This is a genomic window from Seonamhaeicola marinus (genome assembly GCF_008085455.1).
The window spans coordinates 225,499-244,766 of sequence record NZ_VSDQ01000163.1; the positions used below are offsets into that span (position 1 = coordinate 225,499).

Below are 19,268 nucleotides of genomic sequence, written 5' to 3' on the forward strand. Positions count from 1 at the left end.
GTTGCCAATACATGAAAAGCGTATTTTTTTAATTACATTTTTTAATCATTTAACTATTTTTGCATAGTAACATTTTTATCTACACTATGATTCATATTGAACCACAAATTTTAGACAGAATAAATACTTGGTTAACTCCAACTTTTGATGAAGAAACACAGCAATTTATTAAGGATAGTATTGCTAATAATCCAAAAGACATTCAAGAGAGTTTTTATAAAGATTTAGAGTTTGGTACTGGTGGTATGCGTGGTGTAATGGGCGTTGGAACCAATAGAATAAATAAATATACTTTAGGAAAAAGCACGCAAGGTTTAAGCAATTACCTAAAAGAAGCCTTTCCTGGAGAAAACATAAAAACAGTTATAGCTTATGACTGTAGACATAACAGTAAAACATTAGCCAAAGTAGTTGCAGACGTATTTTCAGCCAACGGTATCGAAGTGTACTTGTTTGAAGACTTAAGACCAACTCCAGAACTATCCTTTGCTGTTAGACATCTTAATTGTCATTGCGGAATTGTACTTACGGCTTCTCATAATCCACCAGAATACAACGGATACAAAGTGTACTGGCAAGATGGCGGACAATTAGTTCCTCCACAAGATGGAGCTGTAATCAGTGAAATAAATGCATTGAACTATGCCGATATTAAGTTTGAAGCCAATGATAACTTAATCAATTATATAAGTACTGATATTGACAATGTTTTTGTTGATGCTTCTGTTAAAAATGGTAGTTTAGGCTTAACACAGGAAGCAAAAGATGACTTAACCATAGTGTTTACATCTTTACATGGTACTTCTATTACAGCAGTACCCGAAACACTAAAACGAGCGGGGTATAAAAATGTTCATATCGTTAAAGAACAAGAAGTTCCTAATGGTGATTTCCCAACAGTAGCTTCGCCTAATCCAGAAGAACCTGCTGCCTTAAAAATGGCTTTAGAACTAGCTGATGAAGTTAATGCGGATATCGTAATTGGTACAGATCCAGATTGTGACAGACTTGGTGTAGCTGTAAGGAACTTAGATGGTGAATTGGTACTTTTAAATGGAAATCAAACTATGGTTATGATGACCGATTTTCTTTTAAAACTATGGAAACAAGAAGATAAAATTAAAGGTAAAGAGTTTATAGCAACGACTATTGTTTCTACTCCTATGCTTACTACAATTGCAAATTCTTATAATGTTGAAAACAAAATTGTTTTAACAGGATTTAAATGGATTGCAAAGTTAATTAAAGATTTCCCAGAATTAGATTTTATTGGTGGCGGCGAAGAAAGTTTTGGCTTTATGGTTGGTGATTTTGTTAGAGATAAAGACGCTGTTACCTCTACCCTTTTAGCTATTGAAATTGCTGCACATGCAAAAGCAAATGGCAGTTCTTTATTCGAAGACCTAATAAAACTTTATGTTGAACATGGTTTCTATAAAGAAAAGTTAGTGTCTTTAACCAAAAAAGGAATTGAAGGTGCTGAAGAAATTAAACAAATGATGGTAGACGCTAGAGAAAATCCTCTAACTGAAGTTTGTGGCTCTAAAGTGGTAAAAGTTGAAGATTACCAATCTTCTATTTCTAAAGATATGGCTACTGGAGAAGAAAGCCCTATAGATATACCAAAATCTAACGTTTTAATATACTACACTGAAGATGGTACGCAAGTAGCATTAAGACCAAGTGGTACAGAACCAAAGATAAAATTCTATGTAAGTGCTAACACTAAATTAGACAATTTGGCAGCATTTAAAACTACGGAACAAGAATTGGATACTAAGCTTGATACGATATTGCAAGACATGAATCTTATTTAATGAATGAATTTCTAAAAATATTAAGGTATGCGGTACCTTATAAACGATATGCAATAGGACACATTATTTCTAATGTGTTTTTTGCATTATTTAGCACCCTTTCTTTTGTGGTGCTAATACCAATGCTAAACGTTATTTTCGAAAAAAACGTAGACCCTTGTACAAAAGAAGTTATAACAACCATACCGGCAAAACCCGTTTATAACGGGATTTTTGAAATTGAACAATATGGCAAAGAATTCTTTACCTACCAGATGTATAGTTTTAGTGGTGGTGATAAATCTAAAACCCTATTATTTGTTATAATTCTTTTAGTACTTACATTTTTCCTTAAAAATGTATCTAGCTATTTGGCAAAATACTTTATGGTCTTTGTTAGAAATGGGGTTATTAGAGATTTGCGCAACACAGTTTATAAAAAAATACTTGAACTACCTTTGTCTTATTTTTCAGAAAAAAGAAAAGGAGACATTATAGCTAGAGCAACAGGAGATATTAATGATTTACAAAACTCCATGCTCCCCATTTTAGAATTAGCTATTAGAGAGCCACTAACTATTATTTTTACTTTAGTGGCTATGCTATACATTAGTACTAAACTAACATTATTCATCTTTATTTTTATTCCGCTGTTTGCCTTTTTAATTTCTAAAATTGGAAAAAGTCTTAAACGAAAATCAGATAGAGTTCAGAAAGAACAAGGTCTATTTTTATCAACCCTAGAGGAAACATTAAGTGGTCTTAGAATTATTAAAGGCTTCAATGCAGAAGATCAATTTGATGAAAAATTCAAAGACTCTACACAACGCTACTATAACTTTTACAACAAACTGCTAATTCGTCAAAATTTAGCTTCACCAACCAGTGAATTTCTGGGAATATGTATGGTCTCTGTTATTTTATGGTATGGTGGTAATCTGATATTTAATGGCACAGATAGTTCCTTTCTTGACGGTAGTCAATTTATGGCCTACATTGGTTTAGCCTATAACATACTAACACCTGCCAAAGCCTTCTCAAGAGGTCTAGTTAATGTTAAAAAAGGCGGAGCTGCAGCCGAAAGAATTCAGGAAGTATTGGAAACGGAAAATCCGTTAAAAGACAAAGAAAACGCAATAGAGAATCTGGATTTCGCAACGAATATTGAATTCAAAAATATCTCCTTTAAATACGAAGATGAATATGTTCTTAAAGACTTCACGTTAAACATTCCTAAAGGAAAAACGGTAGCCTTAGTTGGACAATCTGGTAGCGGAAAATCTACTATTGCAAACCTAATAACACGTTTTTACGATGTAAATAAAGGGGAAATTTTAATTGATGGCATAAACGTTAAAAATTTAAAAAAGAGCGCCCTCAGAAAACAATTAGGCATTGTTACTCAAGATGCCATACTGTTTAATGCCAGTATAAAAGAAAACTTATTACTTGGTAACGAAACCGCCACAGACCAAGATGTTATTGAAGCCCTGAAGATAGCCAATGCTTGGGAATTTGTAGAAGAACTACCAGAAGGTATAAACACAAACATTGGCGACTCTGGGAATAAACTTTCTGGTGGACAAAAACAACGCCTAAGCATTGCTAGAGCAGTTTTAAAAAGTCCACCAATCATGATTTTAGATGAGGCCACCTCAGCGTTAGATACAGAAAGTGAGCGCGTTGTTCAAATAGCATTAGAAAACCTAATGAAAAATAGAACATCTATAGTTATTGCACATAGACTATCTACAATTCAAAACGCGGACGAAATTGTTGTACTGAAAAAGGGTGAAATTGTAGAACAAGGTAAACACAACGAGCTAATTGCTAAAGATGGAGCCTATAAAAAGCTCGTGAAAATGCAAAGTTTAGAATAAAACTAAACCTTTTAAAAAACAAAAAGGATAGATCTTTGGGGGAATCTATCCTTTTTTTGTTCATTGATAGAATTGGGGCTTCTAACAACATAAGTAAGTTTCTGTAACAAACTTAAAACAAAAGAACGTATACCACAAGAAAAAAATGTTTTTTATCGAATTTAATTGCATTTCATCGATGATTATTTCACAAACATCAGATAATCAACATTTTAATTTTTAACCTCAAAATTAAATTTATTTAGGATTAAACTTTAGTATATTTATTTAGTCAAAAGACCAAATATTGTTTGTGACAAACGACGACGAACTATTAAGAAAACTAAAGTCTAAAACCCTAAAAGAAGAAGGGTTTAGAGAGCTTATAACGCTTTATAAGGAGCGTTTATATTGGCATATTCGTAATATAGTGAAGTCTCATGATGACGCCGATGATGCCCTGCAAAATACCTTTATTAAGATATTTAAAGGCATTGATAATTTTAAAGGCGATAGTAAATTGTATTCATGGATGTATCGAATTGCAACAAATGAGTCTATTACATTAATTAATAAGAATGCCAAACGTTTACAAATAACTAGTGAAGAAGCGCAGCAGTTAGCTATAAATAATTTGACATCGGACACCTATTTTGAAGGCGATGCCATTCAATTACAATTACAGAAAGCTATTGCTACATTACCAGAGAAACAACAATTGGTTTTTAATATGAAGTATTTTCAAGATTTAAAATACAAGGAAATTGCGGAAATCTTAGAAACCAGTGAGGGTGCCTTAAAAGCCTCCTACCACATTGCTGTTAAAAAAATTGAAAGCTATTTAACTAAAGATTAAACCTTTAAACAAAACATTAGTCTTAGTAGTAAGATGAAAAAAGATAAATTACATACTATAAAAGAAAGTGGCTTTAAAGCTCCTAAGGATTATTTTGATTCCCTTGAAGACAGTGTAATGAATCAGATAAAATTAAAGAGCACTGCATCAAACTCTGGCTTTGAAGTACCTGATAATTATTTTGAAAACCTAGAACAAGAAATTATTTCGAAAACTAGGAAGACCGAACCTAAGGTTATTAAACTTTTTAGTAAAAAGAATCTTGTTTACGTATCCAGTATAGCAGCCGCTATTGTATTGTTGTTTACCTTAAATATTTCAAATACTAAAGAAGAACTAGATTATAAAACTGTTGAAAATTATATTTTAGACGAAGAGATTAGCTCTTATGATATAGCCTCTTTATTAGAAGAAGAAGATTTAACTGAGGATAACTTTATTGAATACACTATTGAAGAAGAAACTGTTGAAGATTACATAATCGACAACTTAAGTGTTGAAGATTTGTACTAAACCTAAAGTAAAAAAAATGAAAAAACATATACTTACACCAATACTATTCTTGATGTCTTTGGGTGTTTATGCACAACCACATCATCACGAAAAAATTCAAACATTAAAAATTTCATTTTTAACAGAGCAGCTTGATTTAACAGAAAAAGAAGCCCAAGAATTCTGGCCTGTTTATAATGAATTTGATAAAAAAAGCAACCAGTTAAAGTTTCAAGAATTTAGAAATCTTAGAAGAGAGATTAAAAGCAATATGGAAACTTTAACAGAAGAAAAGGCTAATGAGTTACTACAAAAAATGAATGTGCTCGAAACGAAAATTCATAAGCAAAGATTAGAGTTTGCTCAAAAGATACAGACCATACTCCCAGCAAAAAAAATCATTAAACTCAAAGTCGCAGAAGAAGACTTTAAGAGAAAAATGTTGGAGCGTTATAAAAGATTTAGAGGAGAACGCCATGGCGGCCCAGGCTCCGGAAATTAAAAAAAGAGAAGCTAAAGCTTCTCTTTTTTTATTCGTTATTTCTTAAAGGTTAGTTTAGACACTCTACCCGCACCCGCAGCATAAGCAATAGAATCATTTAAAAATCTAATGGTATAAAACCCTTCATCACTTAAATGTTTCCAAGTTTCACCTGAATCATTACTATAATCTATTCCTTTAAAACCAACCGCAACCAATTCTTTTCCACTACTATTAGGCATATATTTTACGCAACTCCTATATCCCGGACTTTGATTTTCACCCACTAAATGCCAAGTTTTCCCTCCATCATTAGTTCTTATTTTATTGGCGGCGTTATCATCCGGTTGTGTATAATCACCTCCTATAGCAAATCCATTTAGTTCATCATAAAAATCAAGGGAATACATTCCTGTTGTTTCTTTCCCTTGTATTATTGGAGTTTCAAACACCTCCCAAGTTTTGCCTTTATTAGGAGAATACAATATTCGACTAGTTTTTCCTCCCGTAGCTACCCAAGTATGATTGCCAACAATAGCAATATTAGTGTCACTCGCAGCAAAAGCAGCTTCACCTTCTTTAGCTTTTGGCAAATCATCACAAGATAATTTTGTCCATGTTTTACCTCCATCTCTAGTAATTATTATGCTCATACAATCTTCTGTAGGATCTCCAATGGCGATCCCCTCATCATCATTCCAGAATTCCATAGAATCATAAAACACCTTTTCATGTACTTCTTTGTAAGCTATGGAACTATCTTTAACATCTTTATCCAGTTTTATTACATACGCAGGGTTGCCTATGGTTATACCAAAACCATGTTTTTTTCTTGCAGCTAAAGCTCTAAAATTTAGTTTCAAAGTATCAGAACTTAGTTTCGCTGGATAATACACTTTATAATCTTCTTGTTCTTCAATTTTTATAGGGCCAACACCCATATTCCCTGAAGAAGTTAAAAAAGCAAAAAAACCTGCTTCTTTAATAAGCTCTAGTGCTCTAACATTTAACAAAGAGTCTTCTAAAAGATGTTTTATTTCAACTTTAGAAACATCTCCATTATAGGTGTTTTTGGAGCCTTTAAAGGCAAATAGCAACATAACCATTACGAATACTAATGCGAGTTTTTTCATGAAACTAAGTTTTTTATAAAAATAAAAAAGCCCCATAAATAATTATGGAGCTTTCAAAAAAAAATAGATCTAGTTTAACTATTAATCTAACCTTCTTTCTTTAGTATATTTATGTGGCGTTTTAAGCGTTCTACATCAATGGGTAAAGTACCATTATAAACACCTCTAATGAAACCTTTTTTATCAACCAGAATAAAATTTTCTGTATGAATAAAATTGCTCTCATCTTGAGTTTTCACAAAATCTTCATCGGCAAAATAGCCGTTTCTAGCAATGGCATAAAGTGCCTTTTTATTGCCTGTTACTAAATGCCATTTGGCATCATTCACATTATGTTTAACCGCGTAATCCTTAAGCACAGGAACGGAGTCTCTCCATGGCATTACAGTATGAGACAACATCATAATATCACTGTCATTTTTATAGGTTTCCTGAATGGCCTCCATACTTTTAGTAAGTTTCGGACAAATGCCAGGACAACTTGTAAAAAAGAAATCTGTTATATAAATCTTATTGGCAAAGGTTGTATTGGTAATTGTTTCTCCATTTTGATTCGTAAAGGCAAAAGCGGGAATTTTATGTTCTGGTTTATCCCAACTTGGCGTAAAGTCAGCCGAATTAAAATAGGGTAATGTATTTACGGCATCCCCCTGTTGCTGCTTCTCTTTACATGAAAAACAAACCAAAAACACTGTTATTATTGTGAAATACTTCATCTTAAACTATTCTCATCTAAATCCTGAAATATGCTCAGGTTGATGTTACATTATTACTTTATTTCGTCCTTATCTACGGTTACCGTGTAACACTTTTTTAATCCAATTAATCCAAAACGTTCCCCGTTAACCACTACATAATTGGATTTAATTTCTCCATTGTCCTTCCACATTTTCTGGGCTCCAGATTCTTTCCCATTCTTATAGTTAAAATCTCTAATTAGCAAACCTGTAATATCCCATTCTTTCAAATTACCATGGTGTTCGCCTTTATCATTAAAATAATAGACAAATTTATGTATTCCATTGCTCCACCAGGCCTTATGCACGCCGACCTTTACACCCTCATGGTAGAATCTTTCCATTGCTAAAATTCCGTTACCATACCATTGTTTTTCTCCCCCTTCTTTTAACCCATTATAATAAAAGACTTCAGAATGTTTGGCACTATTAGCATAAGTAGACTCCAACTTACCTGTAAAAGGATCATCATGGTATTCTAAGACACCATTGTTCAACTTTAAATTTTGATCATCAGCATTAATGACCAAAGGCTCTTTATTGCCACATGACACAATAAGTATGAAACAGGAGATTATATGTATTACAGAAAACCGCAATTATTGTGAAACGTTACCAGGAGTTCCAAAAAATCCATTCCCATTTAAATACGGATCATCACTTGTAATGTGATAATGGTAAATACCATCAGGGAAATCATCTGTAGCATGCGTATGCCCATGATAAGCATCTAAATCGGCATTAGTTATAGTTTCTCCATCTTCAACTGGTCCATAAACCGGAAAACCATCCGATAACAAACCTAAAAAAGCATCATCTCCAAACTGACTGGTTAAGTAAGTTGGTTCTATGTGATAATGATACGTTCCTTGTCCTGCAGGGTGTCCTAACCACTGATCAAATGAATTAATCTCATTTGTTAAAGGCGATCCACCCGCTGCATATTGATTAAAAAATACCACACCATTTCTAGAGATTCCAATAGGGCCCATAGGTGTAGCCTCCTTGTTTGTAGCTTCCTCAGGATGCAGTGGAATGGTAAAAACAATGTTTTGAGCTGCAATTCTATTGGGGTTTAACCTGAATTGATTATTCGTTCCGTTATAATCTGCATGTAAAGGATTAGATTCTGGCCAATAAGGACTTGTATGATTTGGTAAATCTTGAGTAGTAAACGTTACTGTATTACCATTTATAGCATATGACAACCCTGTACCTTCAAACTTGCTAAGGATACTGCTAATATCATAATCGGTGTCTTGTGGTTGTTCTATTATAGGATCTTCTTCCTCTGGCGTACTTCCGCCATCATCACTACTAGAACAGGCAATAAAAATTAGGGCTAACAAAGCGGCTAAGAACAATAGTTTTTTCTGTGACTTCATATTTTAAGTTTTTTATTTAGGACTAAGTAAATATCAAAAGGTTTAATCTGATATTTACAAATCTATATTTTACCTTTGCACCCAGATATATTTAAGATGCGATTACACAGAAATTTATGCTTTGCGGTTATTGATGGTTTAATGTCAATTTTTAATGATGAAGAATATGCCGATAAGGTCATACAGCAATTGTTAAAAAGAGATAAACGCTGGGGAAGTAGAGACCGTGGTTTTGTTGCCGAAACCACCTATGATATTGTACGCTGGAAACGTTTGTACGCCGAAATTGCCGAAGTTAAAGAACCTTTTAACCGTGATAATCTGTGGCGTATGTTTGCTGTTTGGGCTACGCTAAAAGGTATTAAATTACCAGATTGGAAATACTTTGAAAACACACCTACTAGGAAAATTAAAGGCAGATTTGATGAATTATCTAAAATTAGAAAGTTTAGAGAATCTATTCCTGACTGGATTGATGCTATTGGTGTTGAAGAGTTAGGTGAAAGTAAATGGACGAAAGAGATTGCTGTTCAAAACAAACAGGCCGATGTTATTTTAAGAGTAAACACACTTAAAACATCAAAAGAAAAGCTTCAAAATACATTGTTTGACCAGGATATTGAAACCGAATTTATTAAAGGGTATCCATCGGCATTAAAACTCACCGAACGTGCTAACGTTTTTATGACGGAGGCCTTTAAAAAAGGATTGTTTGAAGTTCAAGACGCCTCTTCTCAACTGGTAGCAGAAATGTTGCATGTTGAACCAGGCATGAAAGTAGTGGATACTTGTGCAGGTGCTGGTGGTAAAACCTTGCACATTGCTTCTCTTATGGAAAATAAAGGGCAAATTATTGCCATGGATATCTACGAGAGTAAACTTAAAAAACTTAAGGTTAGAGCTAGACGTAATGGCGTTCATAATATTGATATGAGAGTCATTGACTCTACCAAACCAATAAAGAAATTACATAATAAAGCAGACCGCGTTTTAATAGATGCGCCTTGTTCTGGACTTGGTGTTTTAAGAAGAAATCCTGATGCCAAATGGAAATTAGAACCTCAGTTTTTAGACCAGATACGTGGTATTCAGCAAGATATTTTGCAGAGGTATTCTAAAATGGTGAAATCTGGTGGTAAATTGGTTTATGCTACCTGTTCTATTTTACCTTCTGAAAATGAGAATCAAATAAATGCTTTTTTAGAATCTGAAGCTGGAAAAGACTTTACGTTTGCAAAAGACAAAAAAGTATTAGCCCATGAATCTGGTTATGATGGGTTTTACATGGCACTTTTGGAGAGACACTAAAAATTGTTTCATCACTTTGTCAACCTGAACTCGTTTCAGGTTCTGAAAATCTACATTTTTTTAAAATAGTCTCACTATTTTTAGTGCATGCTACAAAACGCATTCATAAAATATCTTGAAAATTTACTTTCGGAAAAAGTTATTTCTACCGCATACATTTCTGGAGGCGACATTTCGGAAGCATTTTATATTGAAACCGAAAAACAAAAGTATTTTCTAAAGACCAATACTTTAGATAAACTCAAAATGTTTGACCTTGAAGCAAAAGGTCTTCAAGCCATAGCTAAAACCAATACTATTGCAACTCCTAAAATTTATCAATCTAGTACGTTTAGTAATTCGTCTTACTTATTAATGGAATGGATTGAAAGTAAGCCCGCTTCAAATCAAGATTTTCAGACTTTAGGGAAGCGACTAGCTCAACTGCACAACACTAGTACAGATAGTTTCGGTTTTGAACACAATAACTTTATTGGTAGTCTATCTCAATCTAATAAGAAGCATTTGAGTTGGACAGATTTTTATATTAAAGAACGCCTTCAAAAGCAACTTGACCTAGCTAATGCCTCTAACCTACTAAGCACTAATGAAATCCCGACAACTTCAACCATGCAAGAGGTGTTGCAACCCTTATTTCAAAATATTAAACCGTCCTTATTGCATGGCGATTTATGGAGTGGCAACTACTTAATGTCATCCAAGGGCGTACCTTATTTGATTGACCCGGCCGTATATTACGGGCATGGCGAAATAGACATAGCCATGACCAAACTCTTTGGCGGATTTTCTAATGCGTTTTATGAAGCCTACTTTAATAGCATCCCTCCAGATACTAATACAAATCTTAGAATTGAAATTTATCAATTGTATTACCTTTTAGTACATCTCAATTTATTCGGAAAGAGTTATTACGGTTCTGTAACTTCTATTTTAAGGAAGTTTTTCTAGTAAAAAACAGAAAACCATAGATTAAAACAAGTTAACCATAGATTTGGCAAAAAGTAAATTGCTGTTTAAGCGCAACTTTGTAGTGTACTTTAAAACAATACAATTATGAAAACAAAAACAGCAATTATAACAGGAGGAAGCAGAGGTTTAGGCTATGACATGGCCATTAATTTAGCCAAAAATGGCGTAGACATTATTTTTTCTTATCATTCAAATTCAAAAAAGGCAACCGAGATCATCAAAGAGATAGAAGCACTAGGACAAAAAGCGGTGGCTTTTCAATTTGATGCAACTACTTTTGAAAGTATCAAAACCTTTACAGACAGCGCCATTGACTATCTACAAAAGGAGAATGGCAGTACTAATTTTGACTATTTAATAAACAATGCTGGTACTGGGACTTACAATTTAATTTCGGATACTACAGAAACGCAATTTGATGACATGCTAAACATTCACCTAAAAAGCGTGTACTTTTTAACCCAAACCCTATTACCTCATCTAAATGATAGCGGACGCATTATCAACATTTCAAGTGGTTTAGCACGTTTTAGCTTGCAAGGTATGTCGGCTTACGCCATTATGAAAGGTGCCATTGAAGTATTTACGCGCTATTTGGCGAAAGAATTAGGACCGCGAAAAATCACGGCTAATGTAGTAGCCCCAGGAGCTATAGCTACAGATTTTGCTGGTGGCAGCAATAAACAAGAAGATAAAGCGGCTTTAATTTCGAGCATTACAGCCTTAGGTCGTGTTGGTGAAGCAGAAGATATCGGTGGCATTGTCGCCTTTTTATGTTCAGATAAAGCGGGTTGGATTAACGGGCAGCGTATTGAAGCTTCCGGAGGCATGTTGGTTTAGTCGAAAAGAATTTCCTCAATGCAAAGTATCGAGGTTTCTATTGAACCTGTCATTCCCGTGAAAACGGGAATCTAAATAACAGAATTGGAGCTATTTCCTATTATATTTTGAAATAAAAATGAATTATAAAACAATAATCAGAATTGGAAAGAAAGTCTATTCTATAAATTCTTTTATTTCAGTTTCACTAATTTTACTATCATGAAGGACTTAATGCACCTAAAAAGCGTAAATGATTATCATAAACTGGCTCATATTAAAGCTCCGGAACACCCTCTTATAAGTTTAGTTAACTACAAAGAAGTTAACTATCCAGAGGATATTGATAAACTTAAGTGGAAACAAGACTATTATACTATAGGCTTAAAACGTCATGTGCCTTATAAATTCTTTTACGGTCAGCAGCAGTATGATTTTGACGAAGGCCTCATGACTTTTGTAGCACCAAATCAAGTGATGCGTTTAGGTAAAAATCCGAATGTAAAAAGTTCACAACCTTCGGGTTGGTTACTTTTAATTCATCCCGATTTTTTATGGAACTCGGCCTTAGCTGAACGCATCTCCAATTACGAATATTTTGGGTATAGTATTAGTGAAGCCCTCTTTCTATCTGAAAAAGAAGAACAAACCATTTTAAAATTATTCAAAAACATAGAACAGGAGTACAAGTCTAACATTGATAAATTCAGTCAGAAGATTATTGTTTCCCAGTTAGAAGTATTACTTAATTATGCCGAACGCTATTACGAACGCCAGTTCATAACTAGAAAAATTACCAACCACCATATCTTAGATAAGCTAGAAACATTTTTGAATACTTATTTCTCTGAATCTAATCTCATTGAAAAAGGGCTCCCAACAGTTCAAGACATTGCCAGTCATTTAAACCTATCTCCTAATTATTTAAGTAATATGTTGAAATCGCTTTCAGGACAAAGTACGCAACAACATATTCATAATAAATTGATTGAAACGGCAAAAACACAACTCTCCACTACCCAGCATTCTATAAGCGAAATTGCCTATAATTTGGGGTTCGAACATCCAGCCTCATTTACAAAATTGTTTAAAAACAAAACGAATATGTCTCCGTTAGAGTTTCGGAAGACTTATAATTAAGTTATCATTTCTTTCTTATTGGCACGCAGCTCTACAAAGTCTGTGACTTTGGAGTATAATTACTGATGCCCAATACTAACAAAGTTTTTATCAAGAGATTGTGTACCATTTCTCATCAAAAACATTTTAAAAAATTAAATTTTATGAAAATTATTTTATGTTTTACATAAATTTATTTATGTTTATATAAAATTAAAACTCATATTAATGAAACGCAATAAAATAATTAGAACCACTTTAGCACTTAACAGATTTACGTTTTGGTTATCAATAGTTGCAGGAATCGCTCTTATTTTTGGAATAAGTTATGTATTCATATTTCCAGAATCTTATCCTGATATTAAAATAAGGAATGATGGAAATCCATCAACGCTATTCTTCTGTACTGACTGTGATTATACATCAAAGAGCACACTTCTTTCCGAGGTTCGTTCGGGAATGAAACTCTGGATACTGCTACGTCTGTCTGTTATAGGATCACTATTTATCTTGTGTATATATAAAACCATCAAAATTCTAAAATCAGTTAGAGATTATAAGACGTTCCATAGTCAAAACAGACTATATTTCAAACAAATAGCCAAATATACTTTGGCAATAGCGATTTTAGGAACCTTTAATTTCATTGACGAAGGACAATATGGAATTGGGTTAGAAATAGGGTTTCCGATTCATGTCTTTGGGGTAGCTCTGTTCTGCCTCAGTATGAGTGAAGTTTTTAAAGAGGGACAACTCCTACAGGAGGATAAAGATGCTATGATATGAGTATAGTAGTGAATTTAGACGTCATGCTAGCCAAACGTAAAATGAAGTTAAAAGACTTAGCTGAAACCATTGGGTTATCTGAAACTAACCTCTCCTTGCTAAAAACAGGTAAGGTAAAAGGTATCAGGTTCAATACCCTGGATAGCATTTGTGAAATATTGGAATGCCAACCTGGAGATATATTAGAACATATACCTCCAGATTCTTTAAGTGATGCTACCGCGAAAACTAAATAGAAGCAAGTAAAAACACGCCTTCTATAAAAACATTAAAATTAATAATTCTTAACGGTCATGAAACTATACGCAATTTTAGCAGTCGTCTTATTGTTTAATTCTTGTAATCCCAAAGAAAAAAACACTAAGAAGTTAACCATGGTTAATACACTAGAAAGCCCAGTAACACTTCCTTATGAAATGGTTAACGGATTAATTGTTATTAAACTGCAAATAAATAATTCAAAACCCCTAAACTTTGTTTTAGACACGGGCGCTCCCATCACCTGTATTTTAGAATCGGATAGAGCCATTGGATTTCAGGACCCTTTGAGTGCGCATGATGAAATTAGCTCACATACAGAAACCTATATGGAAAAACCTGTGAAATTTATTGATGGATTACATCTTAAATTGAATAATAGCATTTTTCTTAAAAATCTATCCCTAGGTTTGTGGCCTCCTGAACTATTTTTTAAACACTCTTCCTATAATAATGTGCCATATGATGGCATTATTGGTTATGATCTATTAAAATTTTTAGTGTTGGAAGTTAATCAGGAACATAAAACCTTAACATTGTATAATCCAAAGAAAGATTTACCGAAAAATGATTGGGCCTATTCGGATCTTGAGTTTATAAATAATAAGCCTTATTGCAATATTAATTTACGTATTAAGCCAGAAGACGAAAAGATTCCGCTAAAAGTACATTTTGATTTAGGAAATATGAACTATATGTGGGTAAAAACAAATCCCAGTAAAAATATAATTGTCCCCGTAAAACGTAAAGAACAAGTAATAGGTATGGGAATAGATGGTAAACCAATGACGGGCACTTCATGGCCAATTCATAGTTTAGAGATTGCTGGACTTACCAATTGGGCGGTGCCCACTAGGTTTTCGTCCACAGGGCATTCTCGTGATAAAAATAGAGAAGGACATATTGGCTTAAAAGAGCTAGAACGATTTAATCTATTAATTGACTATAATAACAAGCGCCTAGGCCTTCGTCCTATAGAAGAGACTTTTGTAATCAATGATGCCTCCTTAAAATTATGTGAAGGCACATATGCCTCGCCCAGCCTTCCATATGCCATGATATTAGAAGGTAAAAGAAACGTCTTATACTTTAAAGCAGAAGGAAAAAATCCACTGCCTTTAGTTCCCATAAACAATGGTAAGTTTAGTTTTAAACCTATGAATATTTCGATAATCTTTCCAAGAGACAAAGACGGTAAAATAGATTATACTAAGTTTACCCTTAAAGAAAATAAAAAGGAGCTAATTTGGACAAGACTTTAGATTTACAAGGTAACCTAACATACAAATTGCTAGCGGTATTTTCTTTGATTTTTTAGATACATTAAGCTATATTAGTTAATCCAGATCTCCGAAGTCTGCGACTTCGGAGAGCAATTCTAGATTTGTATAAAACTTCATCAAAAAACAACTCCATTTTTATAACCCAAATACGAAGTTTGAAACTTCGCATAGCATAACAAAATTTATTTACTTTGGTCTTCAAAAGTAGTTGTTAAAAACCCTGTTAACATCCCACCGTCCTTTCCTTAAAAAATCATTACCGAATCGTTAAAAAAGTGTATTTTTGCATTTTCAATTTTATCTTATAAATAACATATAATGATTCATTTCTTTGGAAACACAAGCAGTAAGGTATTTGCTGTTCAAACAACAAAAGAATTATCAACGGAAACCATCTCAAAATTAACGTGGTTATTTGGCAACCAGCCTAAAATAGAGCAAGCATCATTAGATGCTTTTTTTGTTGGACCACGTGCTGCTATGATTACACCTTGGAGTACCAATGCGGTTGAGATTACCCAAAATATGGGAATCGGTGATATCATCAGAATTGAGGAGTTTGAAGCAGTAGCCGAAGATTTCAAAGATTTTGACCCAATGATTTCAGAGAAATTTAACGGGTTAAACCAAGAATCATTTACCATAGATATTACGCCAGAACCCATCTTAGACATTAAAGATATTGCTGCTTATAATATACAGGAAGGTTTATCTTTAAGTGATGAAGAAGTAGCGTATTTAGAAGGCGTTTCAGAAAAAATTGGAAGACCATTAACAGATTCTGAGGTATTCGGATTTTCACAAGTAAACAGTGAGCACTGTCGTCATAAAATCTTTAATGGTACGTTTGTGATTGATGGTGAAGAAAAACCAACGTCCTTATTCAAACTTATTAGAAAGACATCAGAGGCAAATCCAAACGATATTGTATCAGCCTATAAAGATAATGTAGCTTTTATTCAGGGGCCAGTGGTGGAGCAATTTGCACCAAAACGTGCTGATGTACCTGATTACTATACCACTCAGAATTTTGAGTCGGTTATTTCATTAAAAGCAGAAACACATAACTTCCCAACAACAGTAGAGCCTTTTAATGGTGCTGCAACAGGTTCGGGCGGAGAAATTAGAGATAGATTAGCAGGCGGTAAAGGGTCTATTCCTTTAGCAGGAACAGCTGTTTACATGACCTCTTACTCACGTTTAGAAGAAAACCGTCCTTGGGAAAAAGCCTTTGAGGAGCGTAAATGGTTATACCAAACCCCAATGGACATTTTAATAAAAGCTTCTAACGGAGCATCTGATTTTGGTAATAAATTTGGCCAACCACTAATTTGTGGATCTGTGTTGACTTTTGAGCACAAAGAAGAAGCTCAAAAACTAGGTTTTGATAAAGTCATCATGCTTGCCGGAGGAATTGGTTATGGTAAAAAAGACCAGGCTTTAAAAGACACACCAAAAACAGGTGATAAAATAGTAATACTTGGTGGTGAAAACTATCGTATTGGTATGGGTGGTGCTGCCGTGTCAAGTGCTGATACTGGTGAGTTTGCATCGGGTATCGAATTGAATGCCGTACAACGTTCTAACCCAGAAATGCAAAAACGTGCTGCTAATGCTGTACGTGGTATGGTAGAAAGTGATGAAAACTTTATCGTATCTATTCACGATCATGGTGCTGGTGGTCACTTAAACTGTCTATCCGAATTGGTAGAAGATACTGGCGGAAAAATAGATTTAGACGCTTTACCAGTTGGTGACCCTACCCTATCTGATAAAGAAATTATAGGAAACGAATCTCAAGAACGTATGGGATTAGTAATTTCTGAAGAACATATTGAAACACTAAATAAAATAGCCGATAGAGAGCGCTCGCCAATGTATACCGTTGGGGATGTAACTGGAGATAATCGTTTTACATTCCAATCTAAAACTAAAGGTAACAAGCCAATGGATTTAGCAATGGAAGACATGTTTGGAAGTTCTCCAAAGACTATTATGACCGATAACACGGTAGAAAGAAACTACGCTGATGTTGCTTATAATAAAGATAATTTCCAAAGCTATTTAGAACAAGTATTACAGTTAGAAGCTGTTGCTTGTAAAGATTGGTTAACAAATAAAGTAGACCGTTGTGTTGGTGGAAAAGTGGCTAAACAACAATGTGTTGGTCCGTTACAAATTCCGTTGAACAACGTTGGTGTGATGGCTTTAGATTATACCAGTGGTGAGGGTATTGCCACGTCTATTGGACACTCACCTATATCTGCTTTAATTGATCCTGTTGCAGGAAGTAGAAACTCAATTACCGAAGCTTTAACTAATATTATTTGGGCACCTTTAAAAGACGGATTGAAAAACATTTCACTATCTGCCAACTGGATGTGGCCATGTAAAAACGAAGGCGAAGATGCAAGATTATATGAAGCTGTAGAAGCGGTGTCTGAATTCTCTATTGACTTAGGTATCAATGTGCCTACTGGGAAAGATTCGCTATCAATGAAACAGAAGTATCCTGATGGCGATGTGATTTCTCCTGGAACAGTAATTATTTCTGCCGGAGCTAACTGTAACGACATTACTAAAGTAGTAGAGCCTGTTTTAAAGACAAACGGTGGTGATATTTACTATATCAATATTTCACAAGATGATTTTAAATTAGGCGGAAGTTCATTTGCCCAAATAGTCAATAAAATTGGTAATGAAGCGCCAACAGTTAAATCTGCGGACTACCTAAAAACGGTTTTCAATACCATTCAAGATTTAATTAGAAATGAGCAAATTGTTGCTGGTCATGATGTAGCGTCTGGTGGATTAATTACGACACTATTAGAATTGTGTTTTGCTGATAACAATGTAGGTGCAGACTTAGACTTATCTGGGTTAAACGAAAAAGAATCAGTTAAATTATTATTCGCTGAAAATGCGGGTATTGTAATTCAGGCTAAAGACAGCTCTATTGAATCTATACTTTTAGATGCAAATATCGATTTTGTAAATATTGGAAAAGTAACCAATAGTGATACACTAAATATTACTAATAATGCTGACGCATTTACATTAACTATTTCAGAATTAAGAGATGTTTGGTACAAAACATCATACTTATTAGACCAAAAGCAAACAGCAAACGGTTTAGCTGAAGCACGTTACAACGATTATAAAAATCAACCTTTACAATATAAATTCCCGGAAAACTTTACTGGAAAGCTTCCCGTCATTCAGAGCGGTAGCGAAGAATCTCGTCCTAAAGCAGCCATACTTCGTGAAAAAGGAAGTAATTCTGAACGCGAAATGGCAAACGCCATGTATTTAGCTGGTTTTGATGTAAAGGATGTACACATGACCGATTTAATTTCTGGTCGTGAAACTTTAGAAGACATCCAATTCTTAGGCGCTGTTGGAGGATTCTCTAATTCTGATGTATTAGGCTCTGCAAAAGGTTGGGCAGGTGCTATTAAATATAATGACAAAGCTAAAAAGGTTATTGAAGACTTTTTTGCTAGAGAAGATACCTTATCAGTAGGCATCTGTAATGGTTGTCAGCTTTGGATGGAATTAGACCTTATTAACCCAGACCATGAGGTACACGGTAAAATGCATCATAATGAATCTCATAAACATGAGAGTTCGTTTACTTCAGTTAAAATCCAAGAGAACAACTCTGTAATGTTATCATCTTTAGCAGGAAGTACTCTAGGTGTATGGATTTCTCATGGTGAAGGTAAATTTAACTTACCTTATTCAGAAGACAAGTATCATATCGTTGCTAAATATGGTTATGAAGGCTATCCTCATAATCCTAACGGTTCGGACTTTAACACCGCTATGATGAGCGATAAAACCGGACGTCATTTAGTAACCATGCCACATATTGAGCGTTCTACCTTCCAATGGAACTGGGCTAATTACCCAAACGGACGTAAAGACGAGGTTTCGCCTTGGCTTGAAGCCTTTGTGAATGCTAGAAAGTGGATTGAGAATAACTAA

Annotated in this window: 17 protein-coding genes; 13 read left to right on the forward strand and 4 right to left on the reverse strand. The window is 34.2% G+C overall.

Features of this window, described 5'->3' with window-relative positions:
- Positions 1 to 86: 86 nt before the first annotated feature.
- The 5 genes from FUA24_RS02190 to FUA24_RS02210 all read left to right on the forward strand — a co-directional run bounded on the left by FUA24_RS02190 (position 87) and on the right by FUA24_RS02210 (position 5,505).
- Positions 87 to 1,817 carry a phospho-sugar mutase gene (locus FUA24_RS02190; protein ID WP_187388134.1) on the forward strand — a complete coding sequence of 577 codons (1,731 nt, stop codon included), beginning with the start codon at positions 87 to 89 and terminating at the stop codon, positions 1,815 to 1,817.
- Positions 1,817 to 3,676: an ABC transporter ATP-binding protein gene (locus FUA24_RS02195; protein WP_148539871.1), complete on the forward strand. Its 1,860-nt coding sequence runs from the start codon at positions 1,817 to 1,819 to the stop codon at positions 3,674 to 3,676. The genes FUA24_RS02190 and FUA24_RS02195 overlap by 1 nt, the downstream gene beginning before the upstream one ends.
- Before the next feature lie 292 nt (positions 3,677 to 3,968).
- Entirely contained in the window at positions 3,969 to 4,511 is a 543-nt protein-coding gene (locus FUA24_RS02200) for an RNA polymerase sigma factor (protein ID WP_148539872.1), read from the forward strand.
- A 33-nt stretch (positions 4,512 to 4,544) separates the two neighbouring features.
- Positions 4,545 to 5,024, forward strand: a complete 480-nt coding sequence (locus tag FUA24_RS02205; RefSeq protein ID WP_148539873.1) for a hypothetical protein — start codon at positions 4,545 to 4,547, stop codon at positions 5,022 to 5,024.
- 16 nt (positions 5,025 to 5,040) lie between these two features.
- Entirely contained in the window at positions 5,041 to 5,505 is a 465-nt protein-coding gene (locus FUA24_RS02210) for a Spy/CpxP family protein refolding chaperone (protein WP_148539874.1), read from the forward strand.
- 35 nt (positions 5,506 to 5,540) lie between these two features.
- Here the strand turns inward: FUA24_RS02210 and FUA24_RS02215 are convergent, their stop codons facing one another.
- From FUA24_RS02215 to FUA24_RS02230, 4 genes are all read right to left on the reverse strand, one after another.
- Entirely contained in the window at positions 5,541 to 6,617 is a 1,077-nt protein-coding gene (locus FUA24_RS02215; protein ID WP_148539875.1) for a WD40/YVTN/BNR-like repeat-containing protein, read from the reverse strand.
- An 86-nt stretch (positions 6,618 to 6,703) separates the two neighbouring features.
- Positions 6,704 to 7,333 (reverse strand): SCO family protein, encoded by a 630-nt coding sequence (locus tag FUA24_RS02220; protein WP_148539876.1) that lies wholly within the window; start codon positions 7,331 to 7,333, stop codon positions 6,704 to 6,706.
- A 53-nt stretch (positions 7,334 to 7,386) separates the two neighbouring features.
- A complete protein-coding gene (locus tag FUA24_RS02225) occupies positions 7,387 to 7,851 on the reverse strand; it encodes a toxin-antitoxin system YwqK family antitoxin (RefSeq protein ID WP_246146927.1) in 465 nt (154 codons plus the stop codon).
- A 102-nt stretch (positions 7,852 to 7,953) separates the two neighbouring features.
- A complete protein-coding gene (locus FUA24_RS02230) occupies positions 7,954 to 8,739 on the reverse strand; it encodes a YHYH protein (protein ID WP_148539877.1) in 786 nt (261 codons plus the stop codon).
- A 96-nt stretch (positions 8,740 to 8,835) separates the two neighbouring features.
- Here FUA24_RS02230 and FUA24_RS02235 point away from each other — a divergent pair, with 96 nt between their 5' ends.
- The 8 genes from FUA24_RS02235 to purL all read left to right on the forward strand — a co-directional run bounded on the left by FUA24_RS02235 (position 8,836) and on the right by purL (position 19,268).
- Positions 8,836 to 10,047 carry an RsmB/NOP family class I SAM-dependent RNA methyltransferase gene (locus FUA24_RS02235; protein ID WP_148539878.1) on the forward strand — a complete coding sequence of 404 codons (1,212 nt, stop codon included), beginning with the start codon at positions 8,836 to 8,838 and terminating at the stop codon, positions 10,045 to 10,047.
- An 87-nt stretch (positions 10,048 to 10,134) separates the two neighbouring features.
- Positions 10,135 to 10,995 carry a fructosamine kinase family protein gene (locus FUA24_RS02240; protein WP_148539879.1) on the forward strand — a complete coding sequence of 287 codons (861 nt, stop codon included), beginning with the start codon at positions 10,135 to 10,137 and terminating at the stop codon, positions 10,993 to 10,995.
- Positions 10,996 to 11,100: 105 nt separating this feature from the next.
- Complete coding sequence (locus FUA24_RS02245; protein ID WP_148539880.1) at positions 11,101 to 11,856, forward strand: SDR family NAD(P)-dependent oxidoreductase; 756 nt, start codon at positions 11,101 to 11,103, stop codon at positions 11,854 to 11,856.
- 201 nt (positions 11,857 to 12,057) lie between these two features.
- Positions 12,058 to 12,975, forward strand: coding sequence for a helix-turn-helix domain-containing protein (locus tag FUA24_RS02250; protein ID WP_148539881.1), 918 nt, complete (start codon positions 12,058 to 12,060; stop codon positions 12,973 to 12,975).
- Between the two features lie 207 nt (positions 12,976 to 13,182).
- Positions 13,183 to 13,740 (forward strand): DUF2975 domain-containing protein, encoded by a 558-nt coding sequence (locus FUA24_RS02255; protein ID WP_148539882.1) that lies wholly within the window; start codon positions 13,183 to 13,185, stop codon positions 13,738 to 13,740.
- Positions 13,737 to 13,976, forward strand: a complete 240-nt coding sequence (locus FUA24_RS02260; protein ID WP_148539883.1) for a helix-turn-helix domain-containing protein — start codon at positions 13,737 to 13,739, stop codon at positions 13,974 to 13,976. The genes FUA24_RS02255 and FUA24_RS02260 overlap by 4 nt, the downstream gene beginning before the upstream one ends.
- Positions 13,977 to 14,033: 57 nt before the next feature.
- A complete protein-coding gene (locus FUA24_RS02265) occupies positions 14,034 to 15,260 on the forward strand; it encodes a pepsin/retropepsin-like aspartic protease family protein (RefSeq protein ID WP_148539884.1) in 1,227 nt (408 codons plus the stop codon).
- 339 nt (positions 15,261 to 15,599) lie between these two features.
- Positions 15,600 to 19,268: a phosphoribosylformylglycinamidine synthase gene (purL, locus tag FUA24_RS02270; protein WP_148539885.1), complete on the forward strand. Its 3,669-nt coding sequence runs from the start codon at positions 15,600 to 15,602 to the stop codon at positions 19,266 to 19,268.